15 protein-coding genes and 1 pseudogene are annotated in these 16965 nt (G+C 70.3%); 5 read left to right on the forward strand and 11 right to left on the reverse strand.

Going from position 1 to position 16965, the window contains the following annotated elements; all coding sequences use genetic code 11:
* Nucleotides 1-7: 7 nt before the first annotated feature.
* Nucleotides 8-2512, reverse strand: coding sequence for a DEAD/DEAH box helicase (locus FHX82_RS22295; RefSeq protein ID WP_145938609.1), 2505 nt, complete (start codon nucleotides 2510-2512; stop codon nucleotides 8-10).
* A 110-nt stretch (nucleotides 2513-2622) separates the two neighbouring features.
* On the opposite strand from FHX82_RS22295, the gene FHX82_RS22300 reads away from it, so the two are divergent.
* Both FHX82_RS22300 and FHX82_RS37135 read left to right on the forward strand, forming a co-directional pair.
* On the forward strand, nucleotides 2623-3876 hold the full coding sequence (locus FHX82_RS22300; RefSeq protein WP_145938608.1) for a SatS C-terminal domain-containing protein: 1254 nt from the start codon (nucleotides 2623-2625) through the stop codon (nucleotides 3874-3876).
* 100 nt (nucleotides 3877-3976) lie between these two features.
* Nucleotides 3977-4507 carry a hypothetical protein gene (locus tag FHX82_RS37135; RefSeq protein ID WP_229881509.1) on the forward strand — a complete coding sequence of 177 codons (531 nt, stop codon included), beginning with the start codon at nucleotides 3977-3979 and terminating at the stop codon, nucleotides 4505-4507.
* Here FHX82_RS37135 and FHX82_RS22310 read toward each other — a convergent pair.
* Nucleotides 4485-5696: an MFS transporter gene (locus FHX82_RS22310; protein WP_221216363.1), complete on the reverse strand. Its 1212-nt coding sequence runs from the start codon at nucleotides 5694-5696 to the stop codon at nucleotides 4485-4487. The genes FHX82_RS37135 and FHX82_RS22310 overlap by 23 nt on opposite strands.
* Nucleotides 5697-5784: 88 nt before the next feature.
* Nucleotides 5785-6879, reverse strand: coding sequence for an adenosine deaminase (locus FHX82_RS22315; protein ID WP_145938606.1), 1095 nt, complete (start codon nucleotides 6877-6879; stop codon nucleotides 5785-5787).
* Between the two features lie 199 nt (nucleotides 6880-7078).
* On the opposite strand from FHX82_RS22315, the gene FHX82_RS22320 reads away from it, so the two are divergent.
* On the forward strand, nucleotides 7079-8230 hold the full coding sequence (locus FHX82_RS22320) for a coiled-coil domain-containing protein (protein WP_183176761.1): 1152 nt from the start codon (nucleotides 7079-7081) through the stop codon (nucleotides 8228-8230).
* A 294-nt stretch (nucleotides 8231-8524) separates the two neighbouring features.
* Here the strand turns inward: FHX82_RS22320 and FHX82_RS22325 are convergent, their stop codons facing one another.
* Nucleotides 8525-9805, reverse strand: a complete 1281-nt coding sequence (locus tag FHX82_RS22325; protein WP_145938605.1) for a thymidine phosphorylase — start codon at nucleotides 9803-9805, stop codon at nucleotides 8525-8527.
* Between the two features lie 73 nt (nucleotides 9806-9878).
* On the opposite strand from FHX82_RS22325, the gene FHX82_RS22330 reads away from it, so the two are divergent.
* A complete protein-coding gene (locus FHX82_RS22330; protein WP_145938604.1) occupies nucleotides 9879-10457 on the forward strand; it encodes a dihydrofolate reductase family protein in 579 nt (192 codons plus the stop codon).
* Here FHX82_RS22330 and FHX82_RS22335 read toward each other — a convergent pair.
* Together FHX82_RS22335 and FHX82_RS22340 are read right to left on the reverse strand one after the other, a co-directional pair.
* Complete coding sequence (locus FHX82_RS22335) at nucleotides 10454-11203, reverse strand: alpha/beta fold hydrolase (protein WP_145938603.1); 750 nt, start codon at nucleotides 11201-11203, stop codon at nucleotides 10454-10456. The two genes, FHX82_RS22330 and FHX82_RS22335, sit on opposite strands and share 4 nt — an antisense overlap.
* A 4-nt stretch (nucleotides 11204-11207) precedes the next feature.
* On the reverse strand, nucleotides 11208-11576 hold the full coding sequence (locus FHX82_RS22340; RefSeq protein WP_145938602.1) for a DUF1330 domain-containing protein: 369 nt from the start codon (nucleotides 11574-11576) through the stop codon (nucleotides 11208-11210).
* Nucleotides 11577-11651: 75 nt separating this feature from the next.
* Here FHX82_RS22340 and FHX82_RS22345 point away from each other — a divergent pair, with 75 nt between their 5' ends.
* Nucleotides 11652-12269, forward strand: a complete 618-nt coding sequence (locus FHX82_RS22345; protein WP_145938601.1) for a TetR/AcrR family transcriptional regulator — start codon at nucleotides 11652-11654, stop codon at nucleotides 12267-12269.
* A 21-nt stretch (nucleotides 12270-12290) separates the two neighbouring features.
* Here the strand turns inward: FHX82_RS22345 and FHX82_RS37140 are convergent.
* The 5 genes and pseudogenes from FHX82_RS37140 to FHX82_RS22365 all read right to left on the reverse strand — a co-directional run.
* Nucleotides 12291-12643: pseudogene (locus FHX82_RS37140) on the reverse strand (transposase family protein); the annotation flags it as partial.
* Between the two features lie 5 nt (nucleotides 12644-12648).
* Nucleotides 12649-13041, reverse strand: a complete 393-nt coding sequence (locus tag FHX82_RS22350) for a cytidine deaminase (protein ID WP_145938600.1) — start codon at nucleotides 13039-13041, stop codon at nucleotides 12649-12651.
* A 2-nt stretch (nucleotides 13042-13043) separates the two neighbouring features.
* A complete protein-coding gene (locus FHX82_RS22355) occupies nucleotides 13044-14315 on the reverse strand; it encodes an ABC transporter permease (protein ID WP_145938599.1) in 1272 nt (423 codons plus the stop codon).
* Entirely contained in the window at nucleotides 14315-15406 is a 1092-nt protein-coding gene (locus FHX82_RS22360; RefSeq protein ID WP_145938598.1) for an ABC transporter permease, read from the reverse strand. Before FHX82_RS22360 ends, FHX82_RS22355 begins: the two co-directional genes overlap by 1 nt.
* Nucleotides 15403-16935 carry an ABC transporter ATP-binding protein gene (locus FHX82_RS22365; protein ID WP_145938597.1) on the reverse strand — a complete coding sequence of 511 codons (1533 nt, stop codon included), beginning with the start codon at nucleotides 16933-16935 and terminating at the stop codon, nucleotides 15403-15405. The genes FHX82_RS22360 and FHX82_RS22365 overlap by 4 nt, the downstream gene beginning before the upstream one ends.
* Between the last annotated feature and the right edge of the window lie 30 nt (nucleotides 16936-16965).

A 16965-nucleotide genomic window follows, 5' to 3' on the forward strand; every position in this document is an offset into this window, starting at 1 on the left:
CAGGCCGTCAGAGCTGGTTGACCGCCGTGACGCGGACGACCGCCGAGCCCGCCTCGTCGGACGCCGCCAGGTCCACTTCGGCGCTGATGCCCCAGTCGTGGTCGCCCTCGGGGTCGTCGAAGATCTGGCGCACCCGCCACACCTCCGGCTCCTTCTCGATGATCAGCAGCGCCGGGCCGCGGGCGTCCGGGCCGGTGCCCAGCTCGTCGTGCTCCTCGAAGTACTCCTCCAGCGCCGCTTCCCACTCGACGGCGTCCCAGCCGGACGCCGAATCCAGCTCGCCCAGCTCCTCGTACGCCCGGCGCGCCGCCAGCTCCACCCGGCGGAACAGCTCGTTGCGCACCAGCACCCGGAAAGCCCGCTCGTTGCGCGTCACCGGCGGCGGCCCCTCCGGCAGCGACGGCGCGTGCGCCGCCGGGTCGCCCGGGTGCCGCAGCGCCTCCCACTCGTCCAGGAGGCTGGAGTCCACCTGCCGCACCAGCTCGCCGAGCCACGCGATCAGGTCCTGCAGTGGCTCGGTCTTCGCCTCGTCCGGCACCGTGTGGCGCAGCGCGTCGTAGGAGTCCGCGAGGTACCGCAGCACCAGGCCCTCCGACCGCGCCAGCGAGTAGAAGTTCACGTACTCCACGAAGTTCATCGCGCGCTCGTACATGTCACGCACGACGGACTTCGGCGACAGCTCGTAGTCCGCCACCCACGGGTGCCCGCGCCGGTACGTCTCGTACGCCGCCCGCAACAGCTCCTCCAGCGGCTTCGGGTACGTGACCTCGTCGAGCAGCTCCATCCGCTCGTCGTACTCGATGCCCTCGGCCTTCATCGCCGCCACGGCCTCGCCGCGGGCCTTGAACTGCTGCTGCGACAGCACCGGCCTCGGGTCGTCCACAGTGGACTCGATGACGGACACGACGTCGAGCGCGTACGACGGCGACTCGGTGTCCAGCAGGTCGATCGCGGCCAGCGCGAACGGCGACAGGGGCTGGTTGAGCGCGAAGTCGAACTGCAGGTCCACGGTGAGCCGCACGATCCGGCCCTCGGCGTCCGGCTCGTCGAGCTGCTCCACCACTCCGGCCGCGAGCAGCGCGCGGTAGATGGCGATCGCCCGCAGGATGTGCTTCCGTTGCGCCGGGCGGTCCTCGTGGTTGTCTTCCAGCAGGTGCCGCATGTGCTCGAACGCGTTGCCGGAACGGGAAATCACGTTCAGCAGCATCGAGTGCGTGACGCGGAAGCTCGACGTCAGCGGCTCGGGCGGCGACGCGATCAGCCGCTCGAACGTGCTCTCGGTCCAGTTGACGAACCCCTCGGGCGCCTTCTTCCGGACGATCTTGCGCTTCTTCTTCGGGTCGTCGCCCGCCTTCTCCAGCAGCTTCGCGTTCTCCACGACGTGGTCGGGCGCCTGCACCACGACGTACCCGTCGGTGTCGAACCCCGCGCGCCCCGCCCGGCCGGCGATCTGGTGGAACTCCCGCGCCTTGAGGTGCCGCTGGCGCACGCCGTCGTACTTGGTCAGCGCGGAGAACACGACCGTCCGGATCGGCACGTTGATCCCGACGCCGAGCGTGTCCGTCCCGCAGATCACCTTGAGCAGCCCGGCCTGCGCGAGCTGTTCGACCAGCCGCCGGTACTTCGGCAGCATCCCGGCGTGGTGCACGCCGATGCCGTGGCGCACCAGGCGCGACAGGGTCTTGCCGAACCCGGCGGAGAACCGGAAGTCGCCGATCGTCTCGGCGATCGCGTCCTTCTCCGCGCGCGTGGTGACGTTGATGCTCATCAGCGCCTGCGCGCGCTCGACCGCGGCGGCCTGCGAGAAGTGCACGACGTAGACCGGCGCCTGCCCGCCGTGCAGCAGCTCCGACATCGTCTCGTGCAACGGCGTCAGCGCGTACCGGTAGGTCAGCGGCACCGGCCGCTCCACCGACGTCACCACCGCCGTGGCCCGCCCCGTGCGCCGCGTCAGGTCCTTCTCGAAGAACGAGACGTCGCCGAGCGTGGCCGACATGAGCACGAACTGTGCCTGCGGCAGCTCGATCAGCGGCACCTGCCACGCCCAGCCGCGGTCGGGTTCGGAGTAGAAGTGGAACTCGTCCGCCACGACCTGTCCCACGGGCGCGTCCGCACCGAACCGCAACGCCGTGTTCGCCAAGATTTCCGCCGTGCAGCAGATGATCGGGGCGTCCGGGTTGACGCTGGAATCGCCGGTCATCATGCCGACGTTGTCCGCGCCGAAGATCTCGATGAGCGAGAAGAACTTCTCGCTCACCAGCGCCTTGATGGGCGCGGTGTAGTAGGAACGGCGGCCGTGCGCCATCGCCGTGAAGTGCGCACCCACCGCGACCAGGCTCTTTCCGGAACCGGTGGGCGTGGAGAGGATGACGTTGGCCCCGGAGACGACCTCGATCAGCGCCTCCTCCTGCGCCGGGTACAGCTCGATGCCGCGCTGGCGCGTCCAGGAAGAGAACGCTTCGAACAGCGCGTCGGGATCGGGATCCGCTGGTAGGAGGTCTGCGAGAGTCATCGTGGGTCCATCGTGCCATCCTGCGCCTTCGAGGTGCTGGGGCCCATCGCGGTCACACCCGCAAACCCGTAGGCTTCGCTGCACACAGGTGGTGAACCGGAGGACTGGCAATGGCACAGGACATCGTCCCGATCGAACTGGGACTGCCGCAGGGGGACCTGGTCACCCTCTGGGCTCCGCGCTGGCGGGAGGACGGTGAGGAGTGGGAGGCGTTCCTCGGTGACGAGGACGACCTGTACGCCTTCCCGGACGCCGCGCACCTGGCGGCGTTCGTCCGGACCGCCGAGCAGCACGACCTCATCGACCACCCCGCGTGGCACGTGGTGCCCGCGCTGAACGTACCCGAGCTGATCCCCGACGACGACCACTCCTTCGACCTGGTGGGCGTGCCGGAGCTGGTCGCCGAGGAGCCGGACTCGTGGACCATCAGCGAGCTGGCCGAGATCGTCGGCATCGTCCGCTCGCTCGCCGATGTGTGCGAGCTGGACGAGGTGCACGAGGTGCTCGACGCCACCGAGGGCTTCTCGCTGCTCGACCAGGGGCGGCTGCCGTTCACCGGGCGCGAGGGCGAGCGACTGTGGACGGACCTGTCCGAGGCGGTGTCGGAGAAGTGGGACACGGTGCTCGACGCGATCGACAGCCTCGTGAAGGTGCCCGAGGTCGACTCCGCGGTATTGGACCAGACCGCGGAGGAGCTGGCCGCGTTCCTGGAGGAGTCCGCGGAGGCGGAGGCCGGCGTCGAGGGCGAGGACGACGAGGACCTGGACACCGTGGTCGAGGACGCCGAGGAGGAGGACGAGGAGCCCACGGGCTTCTGGGCCGAGGTCGGCATCGACCCGATCAAGATCGTCACCTCGGACAAGGAGTACTACACGCTCCGCTGCTACCTCGACGACGAGCCGGTGTTCCTGGGCAGCGAGGGGCAGATCGACGTCTACTCCTCGCCGAAGGCGCTGCTGCGCGCGCTCGCCGACGCGAACGCGCTGGCGGGCACCGACCTCGCGCAGGTGTCCACTTGGGACGAGGTGCTGACCAAGGCCACCGCGGGCGAGCTGGAGATCGACGTCGACACCGACAACACGTACGTGCTCGCCGGGCTCGCCGAGGACCTGGGCGAGGGCACGGACTCGGTCGACCCGACGCAGCTGGAGCTGGCGGTGGAGCTGCTCACCGACGCCGGTGACTGGGCGGGCGACGAGAGCGTCGGCGCGGCACTGTCCTCTTCGGAGAGTCTGGGCTGGCTGGTGTCGTTCGTGCTGCGGCCGGACCCGAACCGGCTCGCGCCGAGCGCGCCGTTCGACACCGAGCAGAGCGAGTGGCGCAAGCTGGTCGAGTCCTTCGAGAACCGGTTGCGCGTGCACTGACGGACCACCTCGGTTACCCGAATGTCGCCCATTCGGGAACAACGGGCGGAATCACCCCTATCGTCGCCACGACAATCCGCCCGACACTGGGGGTTCTCCCGTGGCCAGACCGGCTGTTCTCGTCCTGTCCGTCCTCGCGCTCGGCCTTGCCGGGTGCGGCTCCAGGACGGACGTGCTCGGTCCGCCGAGCGTGAGCCTGCCGCCGGCCGCGCCGTCGTCCGCCGCGCCCGCCGGCGGCCCCGAGGAGGCGGTCACGCAGTGGGTCACCGCGGTGCTGCAGGAGGACTACCAGAAGGCGTGCAAGCTGATGGCCGCCTCCGCCCCGCCCGGTACGGACGTCGAGAAGGAGTGCTCCTCCGGTGACGCCCGCTCCACCCTCTCGTCGATGCACGAAGCCTGGGCGAAGCCGGGTATCAAGCTGCCGCCGCAGGGTCAGGTCGAGGTGGCCAAGACGGCCCCGTCGGGTGACACCGCGACCGTGTCCGACGACGCGGTCAGCGTCGACGGGCACACCCTGCACGACCTGATGCTGATCGGCGCCAGCGGCGACGGCGTCTCCGGCGTGCACATCACCCTGAAGCTGGAGCGGCACGACGGCACGTGGGCGGTCAGCGGCTTCGACCTGGGCTGAGGTCCTGCTCGGCACGCACCGGCGTGAGGCCGATGGCCAGCAGCGGGAAGATCGCGGTGACGCAGAACGCCAGCGCGTACCGCGAGTCGCCGATGACCAGCCCCAGCAGGGGCGGGGTCAGCGACGACGCGACGTTCTGCGCGGTGTTCTGCGCGCCCATCGCCCGCCCGGCCCAGTCGATCCCGGCCAGCTCCGCGGACGCGGTGAAGCCCAGCCCGTTGTCCGCCACCGTGATCACCGCCGCGAGCACCAGCGCCAGCAGCACCACCCACGTCCACGTCACGTCACCGAGCGCCACCAGCAGCATCACCGCCGCGCTCGCCACCGCGAGTTGCCGCATCGGGCGCAGGCGGCTGCCGACGCGGTCCGACCAGTACCCGGACGCCAGCCGCCCGGCCGCGCCCAGCGCCTGGACCGCGGCGAGGAACCAGCCCGCCGCCAGCGGGCTCCAGTGCTGCGCGGTCACCAGGTAGACCGGCGCGAACGCGGACACCGCGAACTGCGGCACCACCAGCAGCGTGCTGGCGCCGTGCAGCCGCCACAGCGCCGGCTTCCGGTACGGCGAGGCCGCCTTCGGCGCACCCGCCTTCTTCGGGGGCCGCGGCGGGTCGACGACCAGCCATGCGACCAGCGCCGCGACCACCAGCGCGAAGCAGGCCGGGAACACCATCGCCGTGTGGAAGCCCCAGTGCTGCGCCAGCGGCGGCAGCGCCAGGGCCGCGACACCCACCCCGAGCGGCTGCGCGGTCTGCCGGATCCCCATCGCGACCCCGCGCTCGGCCGGGGCGAACCAGCCCATCACCGCGCGGCCGCTCGCCGCGTTGACCGACGCCGTGCTGGCGCCGGCCAACAGGAACAGCGCGAACATCAGGCCGAGCGGGGGGTTGCCGAGCCCGACGGCCAGCAACAGCAGACCCGAGACGCCCAGCCCGATCGCCATCACGAGCCGCTCGCCGTAGCGGTCGGCCAGCGCGCCCCACGCGATCAGCGTGAACAGCAGGCCGATGCTCGGCGCGGCGACGACCGTCCCCGCCTGCGCGAGGGTCAGACCGTCGGCCGCGCGCATCGCGGGCACCAGGAACGGGATGCCATAGAGGAACGAGCAGCTCGCGGTCTGGGCGGCGAGCCCGAGCGCGAGGATCCCCCATCGGCGCTTGCTCTCCGTGCCCACCACCGCGGTGCCGCCCATGCCGACCATCCCAAAATGTGAGAACTGAGTCTTACATCCTGGACTTTACTTACGCAGGCTAACTACGACAAGGGGGTTTTGCGGCTGGTCACACGAGCGCGGCGTACCCCGGTTTGATCACGGTGTCGATCAGCTCCAGCCGTTGGTCGAAATCGACGAAGGCGGACTTCATCGCGTTGATCGTGAACCACTGCAGATCCGCCCAGCCGTAGCCGAACGCCTCCGCCAGCGCGACGAACTCGCTCGACACCGTGCAGCCGCTCATGAGCCGGTTGTCGGTGTTCACGGTCACCCGGAAGCGCAACCTCTTGAGTAACCCGATGGGGTGGTCTGCGATCGACGCCGCCGCGCCCGTCTGCACGTTCGACGACGGGCAGATCTCCAGCGGGATCCGGCGGTCACGGACGTAGGCCGCCAGCCGTCCCAACTCGACGGTGCCGTCGGGCGCGGTCTTGATGTCGTCGACGATGCGCACACCGTGCCCGAGCCGTTCGGCCCCACAATGCTGAATGGCCTCCCAAATGGAGGCGAGTCCGAACGCCTCACCGGCATGAATGGTGAAATGCGCGTTATTCGTCCGCAGATATTCGAATGCGTCGAGATTGCGGGTGGGCGGAAATCCCGCTTCCGGCCCCGCGATGTCAAAACCGGCCACTCCGGCGTCGCGGTAACGCACCGCTACCTCGGCGATCTCCTGCGCCCGGGCGTGCTGACGCATCGCACACAGAAGAGTACCCGTTCGGATGTTTTTCCCCTGATCGGCGGCCCGACGCTCACCCTCCGCAAACCCCGCCTGGACGGCCTCCACGACGGCGTCCAGCGACAGCCCGCGCTCGGCGAACAGCTCGGGCGCATACCGCACCTCGGCGTACACCACGCCGTCCGCCGCGAGGTCCTCCACGCACTCCGCGGCGACCCTGACCAGGGCTTCCTCGGTCTGCATGACGCCGCACGTGTGCGCGAAGGTCTCCAGGTAGGACTCCAGCGAGCCCGAGTCGGCGGCGTCGCGGAACCAGCGGCCGAGCTCGACGGCATCGGTGGTGGGCAGGCCCTCGTACCCGGTGGCCTCGGCGAGCTCGACCACGGTGCCGGGACGCAGGCCACCGTCCAGGTGATCATGGAGTAACACCTTGGGCACAGCGCGTACGGAGTCCAAGGTCAGCGGGGGTGTAGGAGCAGACATGCCCCCACGTTACCCACGCGTCCGTCACCCCGATGGCCGCGCGAGCGGGCACCCTCGGCTCCGCCGGAAGCGGCCGGAATGGGCCATCCGAGTAGCGCGCTTGCCGGCCGCCTTTACGGGGGCGATACCCACAGCAATTTTCTCACGGTTAAGCTTCGGCGCAACGTCCCTTCTTTCCCCGCCGACGAAGGACATCGAAGTGACCACTGACAATCACATTGGAGCGCCGTCCTTCGACCGGATGCGCAACATGCTGGTGCGTGCGGCCGAAGTCCGGGAGAGCGAGCAGCAGCAGATCTTCGACGCGCTCGACGACATCTACGCCCGGCTCGCGCCCGTCGACTCGCTCGGTGCCGTGCGCAAGCGGCTGTCCGAGCTGCCCGACCGCACCGAGGTCAGCGTCCTCGCCGAGCGGCTCGACGAGGCCATGTCGAAGCTCGAAGCGCAGGACAACGCCATCGCGGCGCTGGCCCGTTCGGTCGAGAGCATCGTCGACAAGCTGGCCAAGCCGTTCGCCCAGCTCGACGGCAGGCTCGACGGCGTGGCGGCGCGCTTCGAGGGTGTCGCGGGGCGGATGGACGGCCTCGAAGACAAGCTGGAGAGCATCCACCGCAGGCTCGACGAGCTGAACGGGCACCTGGACAAGCAGGACGCGAAGCTGGACGCGCTGCCGCAGTCGGTGCACGGGCCGGTGAACGAGCGCCTGGACCGCGCCGAAGCGGCGCTGCGCGAGCGCGTGGAGGCCGGGGACGCCGACCTGCGCGAGCGCATCGAGTCGGGCGTGAACGACCTGAGGGGCCGCATCGACTCGGGGATCGCCGACGTGCGCGGCCGGGTGGAGAACCTGGACAACGCCACGCGCGAGCGGCTGGAGTCGACGGCGCAGAGCCTGCGCACGGCGCTCGAAGAGACCGGCGAGATGGTCGACTCGTCCGAGCGCCTCGACGGGATCAGCGGCAGGCTGGAGACGATCACCAACCGGCTCGACGACCTGTCCAGCCGGATCGACAAGGTCGAAGACGGGGTCAACGCCCAGTTCGGCGACCTCGGTGGCTCGGTCAAGAGCGGTTTCTCGCGGGTCGAGAACACGCTGTCGAGCCGCCCCGACAGCGACAACGTGTCAAGCCTGGTGCGCCAGCACAACGAGGAGTCGGAGCGGCGCATCGGCGGCCAGCTCGACGAGGCCATGGCGACGTTCGCGGAGCTGATGCTCGGCGGCGGCCCGGCGGTGCCGCAGATCGCCCCGCCGCCCCCCACCCCGCGCCAGCCGCGCCGCGCCCGCAACGGCAGGGCGCCGAAGAGCGCGGAGATCAAGCCGAAGTCGGATGGCGACGAGGCCGGGGAGAGCTGAGAGTTTTCCGGCAACGGCCCTTCCACCCTGGTTCGGGTGGAAGGGCCGTTTTGCTGCGGGGGTGCGGTGTGCACGTGGAGTGGTTGCGTGGGGCACCCCGATTGCTGAGTGTTTAACGGTCGTCACGCCGCGTCAAGGGCGCCTTCGGCGTCGCTGCGCGATGAGGCTTCGCCTCACCCTTGACACGGCACGCCGACCGTTAATGACGGCTTTGTATCGGGGATGGGGAGGACCGGGCGGAGAGGCGCCCTGGTCTCGTTGCGTTGCGGGGTTTCGTTGGGCGGGTTGAGTGGGTCAAGCTCCCCGCACCGTCTCCAGCACCAACGGCCTCGTTTCGACCGGCCCGTCGGCTACTTCGACCGCCCCCTCCAACGCCTGCAACGCGGAAGTCACCACTTCTGGGGCGTCGGTGTGTAGTTCCAGCAACGGCTCCCCCGCTGTCACCTGCTCCCCCGGCTTCGCGTGTAGCAGGACGCCCGCCGCGTGTTGGACCGGGTCCTCTCGCCTCGCGCGGCCTGCGCCCAGGCGCCAGGCGGCGACGCCCACGGCGTACGCGTCCAGGCGGGCCAGCACTCCGGTTCGCTCGGCGGGCACCACGTGAACATGCTTTGGCTTGGGCAGTGCGGCCTCCGGGTCACCGCCCTGTGCGGTGATCATCCGGCACCACGTCTCGTACGCCTCGCCTGAGGCCAGCACCGCCGCCGGGTCCGCGTCGATGCCTGCCAGCGCCAGCATTTCCCGTGCCAGCGCCACCGTCAGCTCCACGACGTCCGATGGTCCGCCGCCCTTCAGGACCTCGACCGACTCCGCCACCTCCACCGCGTTGCCGACCGCGCGGCCCAGCGGGACCGACATGTCCGTCAACAATGCCGTCGTCGCCACACCGTGTGCCGAACCGATCTCCACCAGCGTCCGGGCCAGTTCGCGTGCCTGCTCCGGCGTCTTCATGAACGCGCCCGACCCGCATTTCACGTCCAGCACGAGGCCCGCCGCGCCCTCCGCGATCTTCTTGCTCATGATCGAGCTGGCGATCAGCGGAATCGACTCGACCGTGCCCGTGACGTCTCGCAGCGCGTACAGCTTCCGGTCCGCCGGCGCCAGACCCTCCGTCGCCGCACACACCACCGCACCGACTTCCCCGAGCTGCCGGGTGATCTCCTCGGTCGACAAAGCGGCACGCCAGCCCGGGACGGACTCCAGCTTGTCCAACGTCCCACCCGTGTGCCCGAGCCCGCGGCCGGACAGCTGGGGCACGGCCGCCCCGCACGTCGCGACGAGCGGGGCCAGCGGCAGGGTGATCTTGTCGCCGACCCCGCCCGTCGAGTGCTTGTCGACCGTGGGCCGGTCCACGGCCAGCGACAGCCGCGAACCCGAGTCGATCATCGCGCCGGTCCAGGTCGCAATCTCGCGGGCGGTCATGCCCCGCAGGAAGATCGCCATGGCCAGCGCGGCCATCTGCTCCTCGGCCACCACCCCGCGGGTGTAGGCGTCGACCACCCACCCGATCTGCTCGTCGCTCAGCTCGCCGCCGTCCCGCTTGGCGCGGATGACGTCGACCACCGCAAAGTTCTCCACCTTTGGAGCCTACGGCGATGAGTTTCCGGCCGCGGGCAGGTCCGACCAGGAAACCACCGGGAAGGGCGGGCACATGAGGATCGTCGTCGTCAACCACGTCACGCTGGACGGAGTCATGCAGGGACCGGGCCGTCCCGACGAGGACACCCGGGACGGCTTCACCCGCGGCGGCTGGGCCGAACCCCGCGGCGACGAGATCCAGGACAGGGCGTGGGCCGCGCGCCTGGGCAACAGCGGCGGGCTGCTGCTCGGGCGCCGCACCTACGAGGACGTCCTCGGTTACTGGAACACGCAGGACAGCCCGTTCCGCGCAGCCCTCAACAACACGCCGAAGTACGTCGTCTCCCGCACGCTGACCCCACCCCTGCCCTGGCCCAACTCCACCCTGCTCGACGGCGATCTCAAGACAGCCGTCAGCGAGCTGAAGCGGGCCGAGGGCAAGGACCTGCACATCATGGGCAGCGGCGAGCTGATCCGTTCCCTCGGCGCGCTCGGGCTGATCGACGAGTACATGCTGTCGATCCACCCGATCGTCCTCGGAACCGGACACCGGCTGTTCTCGGACGGCTTCGACCTCGGGGAGTTCGAGCTGGTCGAAGCGACGCCGACCACCACCGGCGTCCTCATCGCCACCTACCGGCCCGCGGCCTAGGCCGGCAGGTCCCGCCAGAACCGGTCGAGCACCTCCGCCGCCGTGACCGGATCCTGGGCGATCCACCAGTGGCCGAGGCCGGGCAGGAGCTCCACCCGCGCCCCCGCGACCTCCGCCGCCCGCAACCGTTGTGCACGGGTACCGACTTTGTCGTCTTCGAGCGCGATCACGGCGAGTCCGGGGCGGCGCGCGGCCCGCGACAGCCCTTCGCCGCGCTCCGCCATGACGGGCTGCGCCGCGGACCGGTAGAGGCCCAGGATCCCCCGCCCCATGGCCTCGTCCTGACCCGCGGCCACTTCCGCCGCCACCGCTTCCGGCATCCCGCGGCCGGTCAGCCACCGCACCCGCTCCGCCGGGTCCCCGCCGAGGAACGCGGCGACGTGTTCCTCTCCGCGACCGGGCGTCTGCCAGATCCGGGCCAGCTCGTGCCACGTGTACTCCGGGTCGAAGAGCCCGGGCACATCGCTGACCCAGCTGCGGATCAGCTCCGGCCGCGCCATGGCCACCCCGAGCACGTGCCCGCCGCCCCAGTCGTGACCGACGAGGTCCACCGGCTCACCGATCCGCTGCAGCTCGGCGACGAGCCAGCCGAGGTACCCGTCGACGGTCACCGCGAACCCGGCGGGCAGCGGTGCGCCGAACCCGGGTGGGGACAGGCAGAGCACGTCGTCCCGGCCCAGTTCGGCGAGCAGCGGCCGCCAGATCGCGGCTGTTTCCGGGTTGCCGTGCACGAACACCGCGGGCATCGCGTCAGGTCCCCGGGACGGTCGGCTGGAGCACGGACTCGACGAGCGCTTCGCTCCGGAAGTGGCTGCCCGCCTGGTATTCGGGGTCGCGGATCATCTCCACGAAGTGCTTCCGGGTCGGATACCGCACCAGCAGGACCATGTCCCAGTCCTGCCCCGCCTCGGCGACGAGGGGAGGGCCGCCGGTTCCGGAGTAGACGATCTGGGTGCCGTAGCGCGCGGAGATCCCGGTGGTGCCGAGGTACTCGGCATATCTCCGATAGCTCTCCCGCCCGCCGTCGGGGCGGAAGCGCAGCAGGTTGAGCATGACGACCGGGCCACCGGGGTCCTCGGCCAGCAGGGCGTCCAGGTCCCGGTCCTCGATCTCGATCATTCGTTTCTCCGTTCGTCGGAGCGCCAGCCTGACATACTTGTTGGTCGACACGCAAGTAAGTGCTAGGTTCGGCTGGTGCCCGAAACCCGCATGACCCAGGAACAACGCCGCAGCCAGACCGAGACCGCGCTGCTCGCCGCCGCCGCGGAACTCGTCGTCGAATCCGGGCTGCGGTCGGTGACGCTCGCGAACGTGGGAGCTCGCGCCGGCTACAGCCGCGGGATCGTCACGCACAGCTTCGGCTCGAAAGCAGCACTGATCGAGGCGCTGGCGCGCAGGAGCCAGGCCGGTTTCGTCCGCGGTCTGGACCGGTTCCGGCCCGGCTTGGAGCGGTTCCTGCACCACCTCGACGGTTACCTCGGCACGATCAAGAGCACCGACGTGCGCTATCGCGCCTTCCTGCTGCTCTGGAGCGAGTCGATCACCGACCCGGAGCTGCGGGAGACCTTCCAGGAGCGCGACGAACAGTTCCGGGCGGAGCTGCGCGCCGAACTCGAAACCGCCGTCGGCCAGGGCGAGGTGCGCCCGGAGCTGGACCTCGACGCGGCGTCCGCGGCCGCCGTCGGGCAGGTGCGCGGTGTCGCGATGCAACACCTGCTCGCCCCCACGACGGTGGACCTCGACCGCGTCCGGCCCGTCGTGGTGGAGCAGTGGCGAGCGTTCCTGAAGGCGGCCCAGGAAGGTTTCGCCTAGGCGGTGTCTGGCGAGGTTTCCGAGGGCTCGTTCGATGGCGATGCCGTGTTCGCCGAACCAGGCGTGAGCCCGGCGCAGGAATGCCGCGCAGGTGGGGCTTTCTCGTCGGGCAGGGCTTCGATGTAGGCCACGCGGGGGCGGCCGTCCAAGGCAGTGTGCAGGTAGAGGTGCACCAGCTCGCTGGGGTGGGCCCGTTCGTGGCGGCGAACTGGCTCACCGGTAGCGCGGCCAGGGGCGGTGAACTATGGCGTTGCCGCACGGCGTGCGCGGTGGAAGGCGGCACGCCTGCGCACAGCCAGCCGTACCGGCCCGATCTTGTGGTCCAGGCGAAGTCCGATGATGAGGGCTTCGACCTGAGGCGATGTGCGTTCAGGCACGCCTAGGCCGGCAGGTCCTCCGGCCCGAAGGCGTCCGGCAGCACCGACGACATCGGCAGGATCCCCGAAGGCGTGTCGACGAGACACTCGGGCCCGCCGTGTTCGTACAGCAGCTGGCGGCACCGGCCGCACGGCATCAGCAGGTCACCGTCGCCCGAGCGGCAGGCGACCGCCACCAGGCGGCCGCCGCCGGACAGGCGCAGCTGCCCCACCATCGTGCACTCCGCGCACAGCCCGAGGCCGTACGACGCGTTCTCCACGTTGCAGCCCTGCACGAGCCGGCCGTCGTCGGTCAGCCCGGCGACGCCGACCAGCAGCTTCGAGTACGGGGCGTACGCGCTCTGGGCCACCCGCACGGCTTCCGCCCGCAGGGCATCCCAATCCACAGTGGACATACTCAATCCCCCTCACCCCGCCGGTATCGCGCACCATCGGCCTTCGGCATTCGCAGGCGTTGCGACGCCACCGCCAGCACGATCAGCGTGACCACGTGCGGCGTGTACGGGATCAGGTCACCGGGCAGCGAGTCGTTCGCCCAGTAGATCCAGTACAGGATGCCCGCCGCGACCGCGCCGAGCACCGCGCCGAGCCACTTCCGCCGGAACAGCTGCACCACCACGATCACGCCCAGCAGCAGCACCGCGCCGTACAGCAGCGCGAGCACCGCCTTGCCGCCACCGGCGAGCTGGAGACCGTCGGAGTAGCCGAACAACGCCGCACCACCGAGCAGACCGCCCGGCCGCCAGTTGCCGAAGATCATCGCGGCGAGACCGATGTAGCCGCGGCCGTTGGTCTGGTTCTCCAGGTACCCGCCGCCGCCCTGCAGCAGCACCAGCGCCGCGCCACCGAGCCCGGCCAGCGCGCCCGAAAGCAGCACGCCGGTGTACCGGTACGCGTACACGTTGACACCCAACGACTCCGCCGCCACCGGGTTCTCGCCGCACGAACGCAGCCGCAGCCCGAACCGCGTCCGCCACAGCACCAGGTAGCTCACCGGCACCAGCAGGATCGCGATGATCGTCAGCGGCGACACACCCGTGACGAGCCCGTTGACGAGACCCGCCGCGTCCGAGATGCCCACGCGCTGCTGCTTTTCCAGGTCGCTGAGCCAGTCGGACAGGAACGTCGCCGAGTAGGTGTCGAACGTCGGCACCGTCGGCGACTGGCGCGGGTTTCCCGACAGCGGCTGGAAGATCAGCGTCGAGAGGTACTTCGCGACGCCGAGCCCCAACAGGTTGATCGCCACACCGGAGACGATGTGGTTGACGTTGAACGTCACCGTCGCCACCGCGTGCAGCAGCCCGCCGAGCGCGCCGCCGACCATCGCCGCGACCAGTCCCAGCCACGGCCCGCCGTGGTAGGCGCCCCACGCCGCGCCCCACGTGCCGAGGATCATCATGCCTTCGAGGCCGATGTTGACCACGCCCGCGCGCTCCGCCCACAGCCCGCCGAGCGCGGCCAGCAGGATCGGCAGCGCGAGCCGCAGCGCGGTCTGCGCGGTGTTCGTCGAGGTCAGCGTGTTCACGCCGGTGAGGTACGACGCGGTGGACAGGATCGCGATGACCCCGACCGCCCACAGGATCCCCTTCGCCCAGCCGGGCAGCCGCCGCCGTACCGGCGGGGCCGGCACCGTCGTGGCGCCGCCCGCCTGAGCCGTTCCGAGTGCCATCAGATCGCACCGCCTTCCGCGACCGAAGCCGGTTTGCCACCCGAGAGCGCCCGCCCGACGCGGCGCTGCGCCGCGGCCAGGTCGGCGCGCTTGACGACCTCGTACGCCACGACCACCGACAGCACGATCGCGCCCTGCATGATCGTCGCGATCTCCTTCGGCACGTTGACCTGCTCCAGCGAGACGGCCGACTTGTCCAGGAACGCCCACAGCAGCGCGCCGAGCGCGATGCCGCCGGGGTGGTTGCGGCCCAGCAGCGCGACCGCGATGCCGGTGAAGCCGTAGCCCTGGGTGGACGTGATGGCGTAGCTGTAGTCGCGCCCCAGCAGTTCGGGCAGCGCGACCAGGCCCGCGACACCACCGGAGAGCAGCATCGCGACCAGCGTCATGCGCTTGGCGTTCACGCCACCCGCGGCCGCCGCCGTCGCGGACTCGCCGCTGGCCCGCAGCTCGAAGCCGAACCGCGTGCGGTTGAGCAGGAACCAGTAGCCGATGCCGATCACCGCGACGATGATCACGAACCCGAACAGGCTCGCCCCGCCGATCGGGATGCCGGGCACCCGCCCGGACGGGTCGATGATCTTCGTGCGCAGGTTGTTGCCCGTCAGCACGCCGAACTGGTCCGGGTTGATCAGGAACGCCACGATGCCACCGACGATCGCGTTCAGCATGATCGTCGAGATGACCTCGGACACCCCGCGCGTCACCTTGAGGATCGCCGGGATCGCCGCGTAGACCACACCGGCCACCACGGCGACGACGATGATCACGATGGCGTGCAGAACCGGAGGCAGGTGCAGCGCACCGCCGATGATCGCCGCCCACACGCCCGCGAACCGGTACTGGCCCTCGACGCCGATGTTGAACAGGTTCATCTGGAAGCCGATCGCGACCGCCAGCGCCGACAGGTAGTACACGGTCGCGAGGTTCACGGTGTCGACCGCGGTGGTGCCCTGTCCCAGCTGCCTGAGCATCGTCCAGTACGCCTGCAGCGGGTCCGAGCCCGAGATCAGCAGCGCGACGGAGCAGATGAGCAGCGAGAAGACGATCGCCAGCAGCGGCGGGAGAACCTTGGTACGCCAGGAAGTCACGCTGCCTCCTCCGCTCCGGTCATGGCACTGCCCAGCTCCTGCGGGGTGACAGTCGCGGGGTCGGCTTCGCTCACCAGACGGCCGCGCAGCATGACGCGGATCGTGTCGGAGAGCCCGATCAGCTCGTCGAGGTCCGCGGAGATCAGCAGCACCGCGAGCCCTTCGTGGCGCGCCACGCGGATCTGTTCCCAGATCAACGCCTGCGCGCCGACGTCCACCCCGCGCGTCGGGTGGGACGCGATCAGCAGCACCGGGTCGCCGGACAGTTCCCGGCCCACCACGAGCTTCTGCTGGTTGCCGCCGGACAACGCGGCCGCGGGCACCTCGATGCCGGGCGTGCGGACGTCGTAGTCCGCGACGATCCGCTCGGTGTCCCGCCGCGCGCCCGCGATGTCGAGCAACTGTCCTTTCGAGACCGGTTCGCGCGTCTGGTAGCCGAGAATCCTGTTGGCCCACAACGGTTGCGTGAGCAGCAGGCCGTGCCGGGTGCGGTCCTCGGCGATGTAGCCGATACCCGCCTCGCGCCGGGCGAGCGTGCCCAGCCGGGTCAGGTCGCGCGCCTTCCCGTCCGCCTCGACCAGCTCGACGGTGCCGCCGGTGGCCCGGCGCATGCCCATGATGGTCTCGACCAGCTCGGTCTGCCCGTTGCCTTCGACACCGGCGATGCCGAGCACCTCGCCCGCGTGCACGGTGAACGAGATGTCGTCCAGCACCGCGCGGGTGCTGCCCTCGGCGGCCAGCCGCAGGTCCGTCACGCGCAGCACGGCGCGGTCGGTGACCGTCGACTCGCGGGTCTCCGGGCTGGGCAGCTCGCTGCCGACCATCATCTCCGCCAGCTCGCGGGAGCTGATCGCCTTCGGGTCCGCGGTGCCGACGGTGGTGCCGCGGCGGATCACCGTGACGGTGTCGGCGATCGCGCGCACCTCGTCGAGCTTGTGCGAGATGAAGATGAACGTGAAACCCTGCCGCTGCATGGAACGGACGGTCTCGAAGAGCGCTTCGACCTCCTGCGGCACCAGCACCGCGGTCGGCTCGTCGAGGATGACGATCTTCGCGCCGCGGTAGAGCACCTTGATGATCTCGACGCGCTGGCGGTCGGCGACGCCGAGGCTCTCCAGCAGCGCGTCCTGGTCGGCGTTCAGCCCGGTCTGCTCGGCCAGCTCGTCGATACGGGCCTTCGCCCTGCGGCCGATGCCGTGCAGGCCCTCGGCGCCCAGCAGGATGTTCTCGCGCACGGTCAGGTTGTCGGCGAGCATGAAGTGCTGGTGCACCATGCCGATGCCGGCGCGGATCGCGTCCTGCGGGTTGCGCAGCCGCACCTGCTCGCCGTTGACGGCGATCGTGCCCTCGTCGGGCTGCTGCATCCCGTACAGGATCTTCATGAGGGTGGACTTGCCCGCGCCGTTCTCGCCGCAGACCGCGTGCACCTCGCCGGCGCGAATCGTCAGGTTCACGTCGGAGTTGGCGACCACGCCGGGAAACCGCTTCGTGATTCCCCGCAGCTCCACCACCGGTTGTGGCTCTGTCATAGGTGGAAGACTCCCCGAACGGCGTAAGGG

This window comes from Amycolatopsis bartoniae (assembly GCF_014191255.1).
Lineage (GTDB): Bacteria > Actinomycetota > Actinomycetes > Mycobacteriales > Pseudonocardiaceae > Amycolatopsis_E > Amycolatopsis_E bartoniae.

Coding starts and splice junctions, on each gene's coding strand:
- FHX82_RS22295 (WP_145938609.1), bottom strand. CDS start 2,512: ATGACTCTCGCAGACCTCCTACCAGCGGATCCCGATCCCGACGCGCTG.
- FHX82_RS22300 (WP_145938608.1), top strand. CDS start 2,623: ATGGCACAGGACATCGTCCCGATCGAACTGGGACTGCCGCAGGGGGAC.
- FHX82_RS22310 (WP_221216363.1), bottom strand. CDS start 5,696: ATGGGCGGCACCGCGGTGGTGGGCACGGAGAGCAAGCGCCGATGGGGG.
- FHX82_RS22315 (WP_145938606.1), bottom strand. CDS start 6,879: ATGTCTGCTCCTACACCCCCGCTGACCTTGGACTCCGTACGCGCTGTG.
- FHX82_RS22330 (WP_145938604.1), top strand. CDS start 9,879: ATGAGGATCGTCGTCGTCAACCACGTCACGCTGGACGGAGTCATGCAG.
- FHX82_RS22335 (WP_145938603.1), bottom strand. CDS start 11,203: ATGCCCGCGGTGTTCGTGCACGGCAACCCGGAAACAGCCGCGATCTGG.
- FHX82_RS22340 (WP_145938602.1), bottom strand. CDS start 11,576: ATGATCGAGATCGAGGACCGGGACCTGGACGCCCTGCTGGCCGAGGAC.
- FHX82_RS22350 (WP_145938600.1), bottom strand. CDS start 13,041: ATGTCCACTGTGGATTGGGATGCCCTGCGGGCGGAAGCCGTGCGGGTG.
- FHX82_RS22355 (WP_145938599.1), bottom strand. CDS start 14,315: ATGGCACTCGGAACGGCTCAGGCGGGCGGCGCCACGACGGTGCCGGCC.
- FHX82_RS22365 (WP_145938597.1), bottom strand. CDS start 16,935: ATGACAGAGCCACAACCGGTGGTGGAGCTGCGGGGAATCACGAAGCGG.